The following is a 16,318-nucleotide window of genomic DNA, read 5'->3' as shown; positions in this document are numbered from 1 at the left end:
ACCGCACCTTCGGAGGCCGCGGCCAAAGAACGCTGGAACGAGTTCGCCGCCAGCTGGGGGCAGCAGTACCCGGCCATCGTGCGGTTGTGGGAGAACGCCTGGTCGGAGTTTGTGCCGTTCCTGGACTACGACCAGGAGATCCGGCGGGTGATCTGCTCGACCAACGCGATCGAGTCGATCAACGCCCGCTACCGACGCGCGATCCGCGCCCGCGGACACTTCCCCACCGAACAGGCCGCCCTGAAGTGCCTCTACCTGGTGACCCGGTCGCTGGACCCGACCGGCCGAGGCCGGGCACGATGGGCCATGAGGTGGAAACCGGCCCTCAACGCGTTCGCGATCACGTTCGAAGGCCGCATCACACCAACCGGAAACTAGCCGATGCCAAGACCGGATCCACCGTTAATCAGACACACCCGCCGTCGAAGCGTCCGCCGCCTGGCGTCTTCATGCGCCGCACGCAGGAGGCGGGCCGCCACGGCGAGGGTGTTCTCACCGGGGTTGGTGATCGATACCCAGCCCTGCGCTCGATAGACCGGGTGCGGAAGGACGACGTCGGTGGCCGCGTAGTCCGGCGTCGGCCCGGATCGGGGTTCCTCGCCGGTGAGCTCGACGAACGCGCGCCTCCCGACGTGGATGTTCAGCCGCCAGCGGCCGGGGTCGTCGAGGTCGCACAGGGTGTCGCCGGGATAGTTCTTGGTCACGACGGTCGCGTAGGGCTGCTCGCGCTCCGGCACCTGTCCATCAGGTGCGTAGTAGAAGAAGTGGTCGCCCCAGGCGATCTCGGGCAACCCACTGCCTTCGGTGGGCGCGAGCTCGAGGACCCCGTCGAGCGCCCGGACCGTCTCGAGGATGTGCTCCATACTCATGGTTCAAGCGTGAGGTTGAAGTGCTTATGGAGGGTTGCGCCTATGAACACCGCCGAGGTCGTCGCGTCGACGGGGTACTCAGCGCAGCAGATCCGCGATCTGGAAGCACTCGGCGTCATCCCCGAGGCCAGGCGCGAGCGCAACGGCTACCGGAGGTTCTCGGACGCACACGTCCGCGCACTTCGCGCCTACCGTGACCTTGCTCGGGCCGTCGGACCGGCCGACGCTCGCCGGGCGATGCGAGAGATCCGATCCGTTCCTGCCGACCAGGCGGTGGCGCTGCTCTGCTCCTTTCATGCCCGCCTCAGCATGGAACGAGATCAGGCGCTCGCGGCGCGGGCCGCATTGGAAGCCATCCGCGCCGAAGCATCGACCGATGCCGAGCCCGTCGACGCCGACTCCATGACCATCACCGACCTGTCGCAGGCTCTGGGGGTCCGCGCTTCCACCCTCCGCTTCTGGGAGAAGGCCGGCTTGGTCTCGCCCGAGCGGATCGCGACCCGGGCGGGCACCGCGCGGCGCTACCACCTCACGGCCATCCGCGAAGCGCGCATCACAGCGGCGCTGCGCGCGGGTGGCTACCGGATCCCGGACGTACACAGGGCGATCACAGCCATCCGGGAGCTCCAGGACGTGAGCCACTCGCTCAGCGCCCTCGACGCCCGCCTGGGAGCCATCGCGGAACGCGCCATCGCGCTGCTGCGCGCCGGAGCCACGCTCGCGGACATCATCGAGTCGACGCCCGAAACGTAGTCCAGCGCTTTCGTCGTCGGTCAGCCGCGCAGGAACGCCTCCAGCAGCGGCCCCGCGGTCTGCGACCCGGACTCGCCGTCCTCGACGAAGACCGCGACGGCCAGGTCGCCCTGGAACCCCACCATCCAGGCGTGCGTGCGCGGCGGCTGCTCGGTGCCGTACTCCGCGGTGCCGGTCTTCGCGCCGACGGGGTCGCCCGGGACGTCGCCCAGGAACGCGCCACTGCCGTCCTCGACCACGGCGAGCATGAGGTCCCGCAGGGTCTGCGCTTCCTCCGGCGTCAGCGTGCTCGCGGGTGCCTCCCCGGCTGCCCCCTCGACCAGTACCGGCGCCACCGTCTGCCCGGCCACCACCGACGCGGCCATGGTCGCCATGGCCAGCGGCGACGCCAACACCTCACCCTGGCCGATCATGGACGCGGCGTGAGCGGTGCCGTCCGCCTCGGCGGGTACCGAGCCGAGGAACGCCGGCGCACCGGTGGCGTGCTCGGCTCCGAGCCCGAGCGACGCGGCCGCTTCGGCCAGCGCAGCCTGGTCGACGGTCTGGTTCTGGCCGATCAGCGCGGTGTTGCAGGAGTTCGCGATAGCCGAGCGCAGCGTGATGTCGCCGATCGCGCCGGACGGGTAATCGCTGTAGTTCTCGAACGAGCGGCCGTCGACCGTCACGGTCGGCGAGCAGGTGACCGTGGAGTCGGGCGTGAGGCCCGCGCGCAGCAGAGCGAGCGCGGTCGCGATCTTGAACGTCGAGCCGGGAGCGTACTGGCCCAGCGTGGCCGTCGAGTAGCCCTCTCCGCCGGGGCCGCTGGCCGCGGCGAGCACCGACCCCGTCGACGGCTGGACGGCGACGATGCCGCTGGCCGGCCCGACGTCGGCGAGAAGTCCCTCGGCCCGCGCCTGCAGTTCGAGGTCGAGGGTCGTGGTGACCGGCGACCCCCCGACCGCTTCGCGTTCGAAGAGAACCTGGGCGTCACCCTCGGCGGGAGTCAGCTCGACCGTGAGCCCCGGTGTCCCCGCCAGTTGCGCGTCGTACTGCGCCTGGAGCCCGGACAGCCCGACCACGTCACCGGCGACGACCCGCCCGGCCGACTCTTCGACGATCTCCGCGGTGGCTTCGCCGACGGTGCCCAGGATGGGCCGGGCGAACTCGCGGGTCGGCGCGAGCGCCTGGGTGTCGCTGAGCGCGGCGGCGCCCTCGATCTGCTCGATGCCGGGCAGGAACGGCGCCGCGTCCGCCTCGCGCAGTGTGATCGCCTCGACGTACGCCCGCTCGCCTGCCGCTTCGACCCGGCCGGCGAACGCGGCGGCGTCGACGCCGACCAGTTCGGCCAGTGCGGTGGCCGACGCCGGCGCCGCGGCCGCATCCACCTGGGTCTTGTCGATGCCGACCCGGTACACGGGTCGCTCGGTGACGATGACCTCACCGCCCGCGCCGAGGATGTCGGCCCGGTCGGCCTGCTGACGGCGCAACCCGAGCGAGGCGCCGTCGGTGAGTTCCGGGTGCACCACGCTCGGCGCCCACTCGACCTCCCAGCCGGCGTCGGTGTCGGCCGCCACCAGCACGGCCGTGGTCTGGTAGGTCCAGTCCCCGGCGTCGGCGTCGGCGTCGGTGTCGGTCCCGGCCGGCTCGGTGGGATCGGCCGCCGGGGTGGCCGAGTCGGCGGTGGCGTCGCCGGTCTCCTCCGGCTGCTCGGGAGCGGCGACGGCGTCGAGGTCCCAGCTGACGTCGAGCGTGACCTGCCGGCTGTCCTCGTCGTCGGTCTGCTCGATGTCGGCGACCTCGATCGTGCGGGCAGCAGAACCCATGCCGGCGGTCAGCTCCTCCACCGCTGCGGCGGCCTCCTCGGGCGTCGTGCCGCTCAAGGGCACGTCGGAGAAGTCGCCGCTGGCCACCGCTTCGGCCAGCGCCTGCGCCACGGGTTCGGCGTCCGGTGTGGAGCTGCACCCGGCCGCGGCCGCCACCAGCACGCCCCCGAGAGCCGCCGTCGTCGCTCGCCGCAGCACGTCCTTGCTGGTCATTGCACCCCGTTCCGGTGATCTGGTCATTCGGGCAGGTCCGCCGGCTCAGCCGATCCGGTCGACGACGAGCCTAGCCAGCTCGGCGAGGACCTCGTCGTTCCCGGTCGCGTCCGGGCGGTCGCGGCGGCTGAGCGCGGCGATGACGACAGGCGTGCCGTCCGGGCTCCAGGCGACGCCGACGTCGTTGTTGGTGCCGTAGGCGCCGGAGCCGGTCTTGTCGGCCAGTCGCCAGCCACGTGGCAGACCGGCCCGGAACCGGGTGTCCGACGTCTGGTTGTCCAGCATCCAGGAAGTGAGCCGGTTCCGGTCGGGGCGGGACAGCGTGGTCCCCGTCAGCAGTCCGGCGTACGCGCGGGCAATCGCCGCCGGCGTCGTGGTGTCGCGTTCGTCGCCGGGGACCGCGGTGTTGAGGTCCGGTTCCCAGCGGTCCAGCCGGGTGACGTGGTCGCCGATGGACCGGATGAATGCAGTCAGCCCGCGCGGGCCGCCGATCTCCCGCAGCAGCAGGTTGGCGGCGGTGTTGTCGCTGAGGCGCAGAGTGGCGTCGCACAGTTCGGCCACGGTCATGCCGGTGTCGACGTGCTCGGCGGCGACGGGGGCGTACTCCAGCACGTCCGCCGGCGGATACCACACGCGGCGGCGCAGGGTCTCCCCGTGCTCGTCGTGATCGCGCAGCACGGCCGCCACGGCAAGCGTCTTGAACACCGACAGCATCGGGAAGCGGTCGGCGGCCCGGTGGATCAGCCGGGCACCTGTGTCGAGGTTGCGGGCCGCCAGGCCGATGGTCGTGTCGTAGGCCTGCTCCAACGCCGACACGGCGTCGTCGCTGCCGGACATCGTGCCCACGGCTCGAGCCGTCCGAGTCGGCGCCGCGGCGGGTGCGGCCGCCGTAGCAGGCGCAGTCGCCGTCGCGGGGGCGGCCGCGGCGGCCAGGCCCGACAGCGCCAGCGGTGTCGCCAGACCCAGCCGCAGCACGTTGCGCCGGCTCGGTTGCCGCCCGGTGATCGGGGTCGATCGCCTGTCCATCACTCCTCCTGGTGCTCTTGTCGGCTGGCGCTCACCCTCGCAACGGAGGCCGACCAATGTCCAAGACGCACTCGTCAACGATCGATGCCAAAACTGTATGGTCCCTGGTGTGGACCTGATCGGGCACCTCGAAGCGTTCGTCGCGGTCGCGGAGGCACGCAGCTTCACCAAGGGGGCCGAGGCGTGCGGGACGCCGCAGCCGGTCGTGAGCCGCCGCATCTCCGCCCTCGAACGGCACCTCGGCACCGCCCTACTACACCGCACATCCCGGCGGGTCGAGCTGACCAACGCCGGCCGGACCCTCCTGCCGCACGCCGCCGATCTGGTCGCCCGGGCCGGGCATTTCCACAACCTGGCCGCGGCCGCGCGGGTAGCCGGCCTCAACGTCGGCATCCCGCCCGGGCCGTCCCCTCGTGCGCTCGTCGCCGCCCGCCGGGCCGCCGCCGACCACGGCGTCACGCTGACGTTCGCCGAGCAGCCGCGCGCCGAGCGCGCCAGCCTGGTCCGGCTGGGCCGTTTGGACGTGGCGCTGTTGCCGTGCCCGCCGGACGAGGAAGAGCTCGGCACCGAACTCGGCGCGGCGACTGCCGAGCCCGACGCCGCCGGCGGCCCCGACGCCGTCGCCGTCGGCACCCTGCGCGGCCGGCGGGTGCACCTGGACCAGCTACGACGCAGTGCCGGCGACGACGGCCGGCCACGCGAGCTGCACGTCGACGCCGAGGACGACGTGCCGTGGGTGCGTGACCCCGTGCATCGGGCCGCCCGGGCCGCCGGCCTGCGCGATCACCAGGTGCGGGTCGGCACTCCCAGCATCGAGGCGCTGACGTGTGCCCTCGAATACGGCGATGTGCTGCTGTGCACGCGCGAATGGGCCGCCGCCCGGCAGCTTCGGTGGCGCCACCTCGGCGGGGTCGCCGTCCGCCGGTCCTATACGGTGGCCAGCCGGCCGCACCCGGCGCGCGAGCTGGTCCGCAGCCTGCTGCCGGTGCTGGCCCTCGCGGCCGGACTGGAACCGCGGAGCAGATCGGAGGCATCGTGACCACCCCGTCGGCGGCGTTCGGCTTCTCGGGAGAGGCGGTACGCACCGCGCACGAGATCGAGCGTGACTGGGCTGGCACCGGCCTGCGCGGGTCGCTGTACGCGCTCAACATCGACACCGGCGAGGACCTCGGCTTCGACGCGCACGTGCCGTACGTGCTGGCGTCGGTCAGCAAGGTGCCGCTCGCGCTGGTTGTCCTGGACCTGGCGGCACGCGGCCGGCTGGACCTGGCGGAGCAGCTCGAACTGCGACCGGAGACGCGGACCCCAGGGCCGACCGGCGTATCGGTGTTCCGGCACCCCACCCGGGTGGCGCTGGAGGACTTGCTCTACCTCACGCTCGCCGTCAGCGACAATGCCGCCGCCGACGCACTGTTCGAGCTCGTCCCGCCCGAGGAGGTCACCCGGACGCTGCAGGCGTGGGGGTGCGAGGGCATCGTGGTGCGGCATCCGATGCGCCGGCTCTACGACGCCGTCGCCGCGGTGGCGCCGGACGACCCGGTGCTCGCCCTCGAGCTCGCCGTCCGCGCCACCACCGAGGGCGGCGGGCACGTGCTGCCGACCCTGGACGTCGCGGCGGCCACCAGCGGCACCGCCGCCGGCATGGTGGGGCTGCTCGCGCGGGTATGGACCGACGCGGTCAGCGTGCCGGCGGCCACCGGTCGCCTGCGCGAGCTGATGGGACACCAGGTCAACCGGCAGCGGATGGTCTCCGAACTCGCCTCCGACGCGGTCACGGTGCGCAGTAAGACCGGTACGTTCCTCAACCTGCGGCTCGAGGCGGGCGTGGTCGAGACGTCGACGAAGGACCGCATCGCGGTTGCGGCGTTCACCGCGTCCACCGTCCCGGCCCGCAGTCAGCCGGAAGCGGATCGGGCGATCGGGCGTGCCGCCCGTGCCGCGGTGGACGTCCTGCGGCTCTGAGCGGCGCGACGTCACAGGGGCCGGGCAACGCCGGCGTCAACGCGGCCGGACGATCAGCCAGCCTCCGCATGTACAGCGGGCATAGCCGACGAACCCGTCGGCGGCGCGGTGCCACGAGACCACCTGGACCTGCCCGGCGGCGGCCTCGCACCGGCCGCACGACCGCATGATTTCCCATCTCATGCGTCCACCGTGCTGTAATGGCATTGTGTATTTCAACCATTACAGCGACGAGGGCGCCCAGCTGGCCGCGGCGCTGGTGGACCGGCGACTGGACTCCCCCGCCGACGTCGCCCGGCTCGCCGCCGAGCACGACGTGCTCCTGGAGCGCCGTCCGTCGCCGGCGGACGTCACCGGCCTGCACGAGTGGCAGGCGCCGCTCACCGAGGTCGTCGACGCGGTGACCCACGACGAGCGGGTCGCGGCGCTGAACCGGCTGCTGGCGCGCGGGACGTCGCACCCGAGCATCAGCACACACGACGGCAGCGCGCCGCACGTGCACTTCCGGCCCGACGGCGTGTCCGTGGCGCGGCAACTGGCGGCCATCACCGCGTTCGGGCTGGCATGGTTCCTGACACAGCGCGGCCTGCACCGCTTCGCCCGCTGCGCCGCCGACGACTGCACCCGCACGTTCGCCGACGTCACCCGCAATGGGCGGCAGCGGTACTGCTCGCCCCGGTGCGCCAACCGGTCGGCGGTCCGCCGGCACCGCGCGGGCACTTCGGCCCGGAAATGATCACGTGGACCATGGGTCTGTTCGCTTCACCAGGCAAGCACGCACGGTGAAGCGGGAGAACGCATGGTCCACGTGATCATTTTGGGGTCAGCGGGCCGTCAGCGGGCCAGCTCGCCGGGCCGGAGGTCCAGGCGGCGCAGCAGCTGCGCGTTGAGCGCCACGATCACCGTCGACGCCGTCATCGCCACCGCCGCGGCAGCCGGCGGGAGCACGAACCCGATCGGCGCCAGCACACCGGCGGCCAGCGGCACCGACAGCAGGTTGTACCCCGTCGCCCACACCAGGTTCTGCACCATCTTGCGGTAGCTGGCCTGCGACAGCCGCCGCGTCGCGATGACACCCCGCGGATCGTCCGAAGCCAGTACCACCCCGGCCGACTCGACCGCGACATCCGTCCCGGCGCCGATGGCCAGGCCGACGTCGGCGCGGGCCAGCGCGGGCGCGTCGTTCACGCCGTCGCCGACCATGGCCACCTTCAGCCCACGCTCCTGCAGCGTGGTCACCGCGGCGTCCTTGTCGGCCGGCAGCACCTCGGCGAACACCTCGTCGACACCCAGCTCCGCGGCGACGGAGTCCGCCACGTTGCGGGCGTCACCGGTGATCATCACCACGTGGACGCCTTCGGCGTGCAGGGCGTCGACCGCGTGCCGCGACTCCGGCCGGATCTCGTCGGCCAGCGCCGCCGCGCCGGCCACGGCGCCGTCACGGATCACATACAGGACGGTGGAACCCGCCTTGGTCCAGGTGTCGACCGACGTCGCCAGCTCGGCCGGCGACTCCAGCCCCAGCTCCCGCAACAGCCCGGGACCGCCGACCGCGACGTCGGCCCCGTCGACGACGGCGCGAACGCCCTTGCCGGTCAGCGAGCGGAAGCCGGACGCGGCCGGGATCTCGCCGCGCTCCCCCGCGGCCGTCACGATCGCCGTGGCCAGCGGGTGCTCGGAGTCGCGCTCGGCCGCCGCGGCCAGCGCCAGGAGCTCGTCGTCGCCGGCCGGCGACACCGCCGCCACCCCCGCCACGGCCGGGCGGCCCATCGTGAGCGTGCCGGTCTTGTCGAACAGCACGGCGTCGACCTGACGCATCCGCTCCAGCGCCAGCCGGTCCTTCACCAGGATGCCCGCCCGCGCCGACATCGCCGTCGAGATCGCGATCACCAGCGGAATGGCGAGCCCCAGAGCATGGGGGCAGGCGATCACCAGCACCGTCACGGTGCGCTCCACCGCGGCCGACGCCTCGCCGAGCGCCACCCACACGACGAACGTCAGCCCGCCGACGCCCAACGCGAACCAGAACAGGTACGCCGCGGCCCGGTCGGCCAGCACCTGCGCCCGCGAGCTGGACGCCTGCGCGTCGGCCACCAGCCGCTGGATGCCGGCCAGTGCGGTGTCCTCGCCGACCGCAGTCACCCGGACCCGGATCGCGGTGTCGGTGGCGACGGTTCCGGCCACGACACGGTCGCCGGGGCCGCGTGACACCGTCACCGACTCACCCGTGACGGTGGACTCATCCAGCTCCGCAGTCCCGTCGGCCACGACGCCGTCGGCCGGCACCCGGCCACCCGAACGCACCAGGACGACGTCGTCGACGGCCAGCTCAGCCAGCGACACCTCCTGGAGATCACCGCCCGGACCGACCCGCTCCGCGGTGTCCGGCAACAGTTCGGCCAGCGCCTGCAACGCGCCCGACGCCTGCCCGAGCGCGCGCATCTCCAGCCAGTGCCCGAGCAGCATGACCACGATCAGCAGCGCCAGCTCCCACCAGAAGTCCAGGTCGAACCCGCCGAGCTCCAGCGTTGTCAGCCCACTGGCGACGAACGCCACGGTGATGGCCAGCGAGATCAGCGTCATCATGCCGGGCTGCCGGTTGCGCAGCTCCGCGACCGCTCCGGCCAGGAAGGGCCAGCCGCCGTAGAAGAACAGGACGGTGCCGAGGACCGGCGGGATCCACGTGCCCCAGCCCGGCACGTCGTAGCCGACCAGGCCGGCGAACATGTCGCTGAAGCCCACGACGGGTACGGCCAGGACCAGGCTCACCCAGAACTTGTCGCGGAACATGCTGCCGTCGCCGTGCCCAGCATGCTTGTCGTGGTGTCCGGCGTGGCCGGCGGCCTGCTGGTGGTGCCCGGCGTCGTGCTGGTGGTGCCCGGCGTGGTCCGTGTGGCTCCCGGTGTGATCGCCCGGTGCGGCGGGGTCATCGTGGGGTCCGTGCCTCTGTTCGGTGTCGTGCCGTTCCATGGTCGCTCACCTCTCCGTCGGTTCAGACCACACAACCAGGGTACCCCCCAGGGGTATTCCTGCACTCCCGGCTGGGACGTGGCTTACCGCACCCGGCTGGACGATCAGGTGTCACCTCCGTGGCGTCCGGCGCGCTTCTGTCACCTGATCGTTCCCCGTCCGCATGCTGGAGGCGATCAGGCGACCACCGGCCGCGAGCACCCGGAGCTTCCCGCCTGCGATTCACCTGATCGTTTGCGGCGGGACGATCAGGTGACACATCGGCGATCAGGTGACGTACCCGGCCTCAGACGCGCCTCACGCCAGCGTCACCTCGAACGCCTCGTCGGCGGTGTCGGCGGGGACGAGCTCGACGGTGACCACGCGACCGGCCGCGCGGACGTCGTCGAGCACGGCCTGGACCGCGTCGGTGTCGTCCGCCCGGAGGCGCAGCACCGCCCGCGGCACCTCGGTGCGCATCGACAGCCCGGCCTCGGCCTTGGCCCGGCGCACCGCACCGATGAGCGCCGACGCCGTCGCGAACAGGTCCGCGTCGCCGTCCGCCGACGCCTCGGCCGCGGCCGGCCACGCTGCCCGGTGCACCGACCCGGAGCGCCACCACGACCACACCTCCTCGGTCACGAACGGCAGGAACGGCGCGAACAGCCGCAGCTGCGCGGTCAGCGCCCGCCGCAACGCCGCGCGCGCCGAGACCGCGCCCGGGTCGTCCGGCGCACCGTAGGCGCGGTCCTTCACCAGCTCGACGTAGTCGTCGCAGAAGTCCCAAAAGAACCGCTCGGTCGCCTCCAGCGCGCGGGTGTAGTCGTAGCCGTCCAGCGCACCGGTGGCCGTCCGCACCGTCCGGTCGAGCGCGGCCAGCATCGCCTGGTCCAGGGGGCGGGTGGCCGGGGCGTCGTCGTCCACCGCGTCGAGCCCGAGGACGAACTTACTGACGTTGAGGATCTTCGTGGCCAACCGCCGGCCGACCTTCATCTGCCCGGTGTCGAAGGCGGTGTCCGCGCCGGGCCGCCCGCTGGCCGCCCAATAACGCACCGCGTCGGAGCCGTACTGCTCCAGCAGTCCCATCGGCGTGACGACGTTCCCCACCGACTTCGACATCTTCTTGCGGTCCGGGTCGAGGATCCAGCCGGAGATGGCCGCGTGCCGCCACGGCAGCACACCGTCCTCGAGGTGGGCCCGCACGACGGTCGCGAACAGCCAGGTGCGGATGATCTCGTGCGCCTGGGGCCGCAGGTCCATCGGGTACACCCGGCCGTAGAGGTCGTCGTCGCGGCCCCATCCGCCGGCGATCTGCGGTGACAGCGACGACGTCGCCCAGGTATCCATGACGTCGGGGTCACCGGCGAACCCACCCGGCTCGCCCCGCTGGGACGCCGAATACCCGGGCGGGACGTCCGACGACGGGTCCACCGGCAGGTCCGCCTCGGCCGGCAGAACGGGCGCGTCGTACCGCGGCCGGCCGGAGTCGTCCAGCGGGTACCAGACCGGGATCGGGACGCCGAAGTACCGCTGCCTGCTGATCAGCCAGTCGCCGTTGAGCCCGCCGACCCAGTTGTCGTACCGCACCCGCATGTGCTCCGGGTGCCAGGACAGTTCGCTCCCGCGCGCCAGCAGCGCTTCCCGAAGCCCTTCGTCGCGGCCGCCGTTGCGGATGTACCACTGCCGGGTCGTCACGATCTCCAGCGGCCGGTCGCCCTTCTCGTAGAACTTGACCGGGTGCACGACGGGTCGCGGCTCGCCGACCAGCTCGCCGGTTCCGCGCAGCAGTTCGACCACCCGCTCGCGCGCGGTGTGCACGGTGGCACCGGCCAACCGCTCGTAGGCCGCCCGGCCGGCCGCGGCGTCGAGCCAGGGCGGCGCGTCACGCAGGAACCGGCCGTCACGCCCGACGACCGGGCGGGTGGGCAGCGCCAGCTCGCGCCACCAGGTGACGTCCGTGGTGTCGCCGAAGGTGCAGATCATCGCGGCGCCGGTCCTCTTCTCCGGGTCGGCCAGACGATGCGTCACGACGGGGACGTCGACGCCGAACAGCGGCGTGCGCACCGTCGACCCGGCCAGGGCGGCGTACCGATGGTCGTCCGGATGCACGACGACGGCGACACACGCGGGCAGCAGCTCCGGCCTGGTGGTGACGACCACCAGGGGCTCGCCGCCGCCTGGCCGCGCGAAGGCGAGGTCGTGAAAGGTCCCCGGACGGTCGCGGTCCTCCAGCTCGGCCTGCGCCACGGCGGTGCGGAAGGTGACGTCCCAGAGCGTCGGGGCTTCGGCCAGGTACGCCTCACCTCGGGCGAGGTTGCGCAGGAAGGCCCGCTGCGACGCGCGGCGGGCGGCAGCGTCGATGGTCTGGTAGGTGTGCGACCAGTCGACGGACAGACCGAGCCGCCGCCACAGCTCCTCGAACACCTTCTCGTCCTCGACCGTGAGCTCGGCGCACAGCTCGATGAAGTTGCGCCGCGACACCGGTACGCGCTGCTTGCCGGGCCGCGACGGCGGCTGGAAGTCAGGCTCGTAGGGCAGCGACGGGTCGCAGCGCACGCCGAAGTGGTTCTCGACCCGGCGCTCGGTGGGCAGGCCGTTGTCGTCCCACCCCATCGGGTAGAACACCGCCTTGCCCCGCATCCGCTGGTACCGGGCGATGACGTCGGTGTGGGTGTAGGAGAAGACGTGCCCGACGTGCAGCGAGCCGCTCACCGTCGGCGGCGGGGTGTCGATGGAGAAGACCTCGGCGCGCGGCCGGGTCCGGTCGAAGCGGTAGACACCGTCGCGCTCCCAGCGCGCCGCCCATACCTCCGCCAGGCCGTCGACGGTCGGTTTGGCGGGGATGGCAGGCCCTGATCGGATGGTGTCGGTCACCCGGTCGAGCCTAGCGGCGCGCCCCCGGCCGGCTCGCGCCGATTTTCGCCCCGGACACGTCGCGGCGATACGCCCGGCACCGGCACGATCCATGACATCCTGCTTCCTGCAGGGCTGATCATCCCGGTGGCTCACCCTGCCCGGCTCACCCATGCTGACCTGCGGGTATGCACGCCCGCAGGAGGGTGCACCGGCACCGCGGAGCAGCGAGTAGCGCCGATCCAGCGGGGTGTCCGGCGGCTTTAGACGCCGTTCGCTTCCTGTTGGTTCCCGTCGATTGCCGCCTCGTGTACGATCCTCAGCATTTCGGGCCTCTCTCTAAGTCACGGTCCCGTGGCGGACGAGGGGTCCGGATTCATGATGCATACGTAATGTGAATTGGAGACAGTGTGACCACCTTCCTCCGCAGGCGGGCCCGCGTCGCGGGCGCGCTGCTCGCGGCCATGGTGACCAGTGCCACGGTGATCAGCACCGCTGGCACCGCCGCCGCCGAAGAGGTGCCCCAGCAGGCCCTCATCACGCAGGACTCCCCCAGCGACTACCAGACCCGCATCGTCGGCGGGACCGAGGTCCCCGAGGGCGAGTACCCGTTCATCGGCTTCGTCGAGATCGCGACCCCCGAGGGCACCTTCGCCTGTGGCGGCTCGCTCTACGCCGAGGACCTCGTGCTGACCGCGGCGCACTGCGTCAACGGCACCGGCCCCGACACCAACATCACGGTCTACTTCGGGTCGAACGACATCAACAGCCCGGACATGACCGGCTACCAGTCCGAGTACGTGTACTCGGCCAACATCAGCGGCATCCCGAACGACTGGGCGCTGGTCAAGCTGACCGAGCCGGTCGAGGGCATCGACCCGCTGCCGGTCGTCACCGACGACGCCTACGACAACGGCGACCTCACCGTCGCCGGCTGGGGCGCCACCTCCGAGGGCGGCTCGGCCAGTGACGTGATGCTCGAGGTCACCGTTCCGTTCGTCAGCGACGAGGACTGCGCGGCGGCCTACGGCGACTCGTTCACCCCGGACGCCGAGCTGTGCGCCGGTGACCTGGAGGACGGCGGCATCGACGCCTGCCAGGGCGACTCCGGTGGCCCGATCTTCCGCGAGGACGACGGTGGCGAGCTGGTCCAGGTCGGCATCGTCAGCTGGGGCGAGGGCTGCGCCCAGGCCGGTTACCCGGGCATCTACACCCAGCTGAGCACCTTCACCGACAGCATCGCGGCCGTGGCCACCGGTGAGAACACCCCGGCTGTCCCGCAGGCCATCGAGGTCGAGACCACCATCGACACCCCGGTCGAGATCGCGCTGGTCGCGGACGACGCCGAGGGCGACGAGCTGAGCTTCAAGGTGAGCGACGCCGAGACCGGCACCCTGACGACCGAGGACCCGGAGACGCTGGCCACGGTCATCTACACGCCGGCCGAGGGCTTCGAGGGCGAGGACACCTTCCAGTTCCTGGCCAACGACGGTCACACGGACTCCGAGATCGGCGTCGTGACCATCACGGTCGCCGGCGAGGCGGAGCCGACCGAGGAGCCGACCCCGACGCCGACGCCGACGGACGAGCCGACGGACGAGCCGACCGAGGAGCCGACTCCGACGGAGACGCCGTCGGAGGAGCCCACCGAGGACCCGGGCGACGAGAACGGTGACGAGGAGCTGCCCGACACCGGCTCGAGCACCACGACCGGCGCCGCGCTGGCCCTGCTGCTCGTGGCCGGCGGTGCCGGTCTGGCCTTCGCCGCTCGCCGGCGCAGCGCGGGTTCCGCCGTCTGAGGTGAGCACCCGCGGCTGACGGCCGCAGCACCATAGATCCACCCTTCGGCGGTGGCGCACGACGTGACGTGCGCCACCGCCGAAGCACGTTCCGCCCGTCCCAAATGATCACGTTCGGCATGGCTACACCCGCTTCACCGGGAATGCTTGCCTGCTGAGGCGGGAGATCACCTGGTGGAGCACCCGATCGCGGCGCAGCGCGCGCCGCGGCCAGGCCCGCCTGCACCACCGCGCTCGTCCACCAGGTGATACGGACCATCCCCGAGCAGCGCGTCAGCCCGTGTAGGGTCGAAACGTATGTGCGGTCTCTCCGGCGAATACAGGTTCGACAATCGGCCCGCCGACATCGCAGCGGTGGGTCGTATGTGCGACGCCATGGTGGCGCGGGGGCCGGATGACTCCGGCGCCTACGCCCATGGTTCGCTCGCGCTCGGTCACCGGCGCCTGTCCATCATCGACCTCTCCCCGCACGGCCACCAGCCCATGATCGACGCCGAGCTGGGCCTGGCCGTCGTCTTCAACGGCTGCATCTACAACTACCGCGAGCTGCGCGAACAGCTGGCCGGGCACGGGTACCGGTTCTTCTCCACCTCCGACACCGAGGTCATCGCCAAGGCGTACCACCACTGGGGCGAGGACTTCGTGGACCACCTGATCGGCATGTTCGCCGTCGCCGTCCACGAACGTGACTCCGGCCGGCTCGTCCTGGCCCGCGACCGCCTCGGCATCAAGCCGCTCTACCTCGCCGAGACGTCCGGCAGGCTGCGGTTCGCCAGCTCGCTGCCGGCGCTGCTGCGTTCCGGCGACGTCGACACCAGCATCGACCCGGTGGCGCTGCATCACTACCTGTCCTGGCACGCCGTCGTACCGGCGCCGCACACGATCCTCAACGGCGTCCGCAAGCTGCCGCCGGCCACCATCCGGGTCATCGAGCCCGACGGCGCCACCCGCGAGCGGGTCTTCTGGGACCCGCCGTTCGTCCGCGACCCCGCGAAGGCCGACTGGTCGGCCACCGACTGGGAGGACGCGGTCTTGGAAGCCCTCCGTGTCGCTGTCCGTCGTCGCCTGGTGGCCGACGTGCCGGTGGGCGTCCTGCTCTCCGGCGGCCTGGACTCGAGCCTGGTGGTCGGTCTGCTCGCCGAGGAGGGCCAGCACGGCCTCAACACGTTCAGCATCGGCTTCGAGGCCGTCGGCGGCGAGGAGGGCGACGAGTTCAAGTACTCCGACATCATCGCCCGCGAGTTCGCCACCGAGCACCACCAGATCCGGATCGGCGCCGATCTCATGCTCCCGGCGCTGCAGGACGCCGTCGCCGCGATGAGCGAGCCGATGGTGAGCCACGACGCGGTCGGCTTCTTCCTGCTGAGCAAGGAGGTCAGCCGGCACGTCAAGGTGGTGCAGTCCGGCCAGGGCGCCGACGAGGTGTTCGCCGGCTACCACTGGTACCCGCCGCTGGCCGGGGCCGGCCGCGCCGACGCCGTCGACACCTACGCGAAGGCGTTCTTCGACCGTGACCACGCAGGCATGGCCGAGGTGGTCTCGCCGGAGTACCTGCCCGGCCACCCGGCCAGCCTCGACTTCGTCCGGGCACACATGACACGGCCGGGCGCCGAGACGGCCGTGGACGCGGCGTTGCGGCTGGACACCCAGATCATGCTGACCGACGACCCGGTCAAGCGGGTGGACAACATGACCATGGCGTGGGGCCTCGAGGCGCGGGTGCCGTTCCTCGACCACGAGCTGGTGGAGTTGGCGGCGCAGTGCCCGCCGGAGCTGAAGCTCGCCCAGGAGGGCAAGGGCGTGCTCAAGGAGGCCGGCCGCCGGGTCATCCCGCACGGCGTCATCGACCGGCCGAAGGGCTACTTCCCGGTGCCGGCGCTGAAGTACCTGCAGGGACGGTACCTGGAGCTCGTCGACGACGCCCTGCACTCGGCCGCCGCTCGCGACCGCGGGCTGTTCCGTCCCGAGTACGTCGACCGGCTGCTCGCCGACCCCAACGCCGAGCTGACGCCGCTGCGCGGCAACCGGCTGTGGCAGCTCGGCCTGCTCGAACTGTGGCTGCAGACTCACCTGCCCAGGGAGGCCTGACCCC

At 72.1% G+C, this 16,318-nt stretch carries 12 protein-coding genes; 7 read left to right on the top strand and 5 right to left on the bottom strand.

The features are described 5' to 3' along the window. A partial coding sequence (locus tag JIAGA_RS0119565; RefSeq protein WP_026876977.1) for an IS256 family transposase occupies nt 1-378 on the top strand: 378 nt, incomplete at its 5' end. Here JIAGA_RS0119565 and JIAGA_RS30970 read toward each other — a convergent pair. Beyond that, nucleotides 375-863 carry a DUF6194 family protein gene (locus JIAGA_RS30970; protein WP_051426282.1) on the bottom strand — a complete coding sequence of 163 codons (489 nt, stop codon included), beginning with the start codon at nt 861-863 and terminating at the stop codon, nt 375-377. The genes JIAGA_RS0119565 and JIAGA_RS30970 overlap by 4 nt on opposite strands. A gap of 48 nt (nt 864-911) precedes the next feature. Between JIAGA_RS30970 and JIAGA_RS0119555 the strand changes: the two genes are divergently transcribed. Next, nucleotides 912-1,622 (top strand): MerR family transcriptional regulator, encoded by a 711-nt coding sequence (locus tag JIAGA_RS0119555; RefSeq protein ID WP_026876976.1) that lies wholly within the window; start codon nt 912-914, stop codon nt 1,620-1,622. A 20-nt stretch (nt 1,623-1,642) separates the two neighbouring features. On the opposite strand, the gene JIAGA_RS0119550 is transcribed toward JIAGA_RS0119555, so the two are convergent. Continuing rightward, the gene (locus tag JIAGA_RS0119550) at nt 1,643-3,637 is read right to left on the bottom strand and encodes a penicillin-binding transpeptidase domain-containing protein (RefSeq protein WP_051426281.1); all 1,995 of its coding nucleotides are present in this window, start codon (nt 3,635-3,637) and stop codon (nt 1,643-1,645) included. A 45-nt stretch (nt 3,638-3,682) separates the two neighbouring features. Then, the gene (bla, locus tag JIAGA_RS0119545) at nt 3,683-4,663 is read right to left on the bottom strand and encodes a class A beta-lactamase (protein WP_026876974.1); all 981 of its coding nucleotides are present in this window, start codon (nt 4,661-4,663) and stop codon (nt 3,683-3,685) included. A gap of 109 nt (nt 4,664-4,772) precedes the next feature. Here bla and JIAGA_RS30965 point away from each other — a divergent pair, with 109 nt between their 5' ends. The 3 genes from JIAGA_RS30965 to JIAGA_RS0119525 all read left to right on the top strand — a co-directional run bounded on the left by JIAGA_RS30965 (nt 4,773) and on the right by JIAGA_RS0119525 (nt 7,361). Continuing rightward, nucleotides 4,773-5,702: a LysR family transcriptional regulator gene (locus tag JIAGA_RS30965; RefSeq protein WP_051426280.1), complete on the top strand. Its 930-nt coding sequence runs from the start codon at nt 4,773-4,775 to the stop codon at nt 5,700-5,702. Beyond that, complete coding sequence (locus JIAGA_RS30960) at nt 5,699-6,625, top strand: serine hydrolase (protein ID WP_051426279.1); 927 nt, start codon at nt 5,699-5,701, stop codon at nt 6,623-6,625. The genes JIAGA_RS30965 and JIAGA_RS30960 overlap by 4 nt, the downstream gene beginning before the upstream one ends. 208 nt (nt 6,626-6,833) lie before the next feature. Continuing rightward, nucleotides 6,834-7,361 carry a CGNR zinc finger domain-containing protein gene (locus JIAGA_RS0119525; RefSeq protein WP_026876973.1) on the top strand — a complete coding sequence of 176 codons (528 nt, stop codon included), beginning with the start codon at nt 6,834-6,836 and terminating at the stop codon, nt 7,359-7,361. Between the two features lie 98 nt (nt 7,362-7,459). Here JIAGA_RS0119525 and JIAGA_RS30955 read toward each other — a convergent pair whose 3' ends face one another. Continuing rightward, nucleotides 7,460-9,595 (bottom strand): heavy metal translocating P-type ATPase, encoded by a 2,136-nt coding sequence (locus tag JIAGA_RS30955; protein ID WP_035812736.1) that lies wholly within the window; start codon nt 9,593-9,595, stop codon nt 7,460-7,462. Between the two features lie 297 nt (nt 9,596-9,892). Further along, complete coding sequence (valS, locus tag JIAGA_RS0119515) at nt 9,893-12,448, bottom strand: valine--tRNA ligase (protein ID WP_026876972.1); 2,556 nt, start codon at nt 12,446-12,448, stop codon at nt 9,893-9,895. Between the two features lie 389 nt (nt 12,449-12,837). Here valS and JIAGA_RS33310 point away from each other — a divergent pair, with 389 nt between their 5' ends. Together JIAGA_RS33310 and JIAGA_RS0119505 are read left to right on the top strand one after the other, a co-directional pair. Further along, nucleotides 12,838-14,226, top strand: a complete 1,389-nt coding sequence (locus tag JIAGA_RS33310; protein WP_051426278.1) for a trypsin-like serine protease — start codon at nt 12,838-12,840, stop codon at nt 14,224-14,226. Between the two features lie 297 nt (nt 14,227-14,523). Continuing rightward, nucleotides 14,524-16,314, top strand: coding sequence for an N-acetylglutaminylglutamine amidotransferase (locus JIAGA_RS0119505; RefSeq protein ID WP_026876971.1), 1,791 nt, complete (start codon nt 14,524-14,526; stop codon nt 16,312-16,314). Nucleotides 16,315-16,318 lie beyond the last annotated feature (4 nt).

This window comes from Jiangella gansuensis DSM 44835 (assembly GCF_000515395.1).
GTDB classification, from domain to species: domain Bacteria; phylum Actinomycetota; class Actinomycetes; order Jiangellales; family Jiangellaceae; genus Jiangella; species Jiangella gansuensis.
This window is presented reverse-complemented; position numbering and strand designations above follow the sequence as displayed.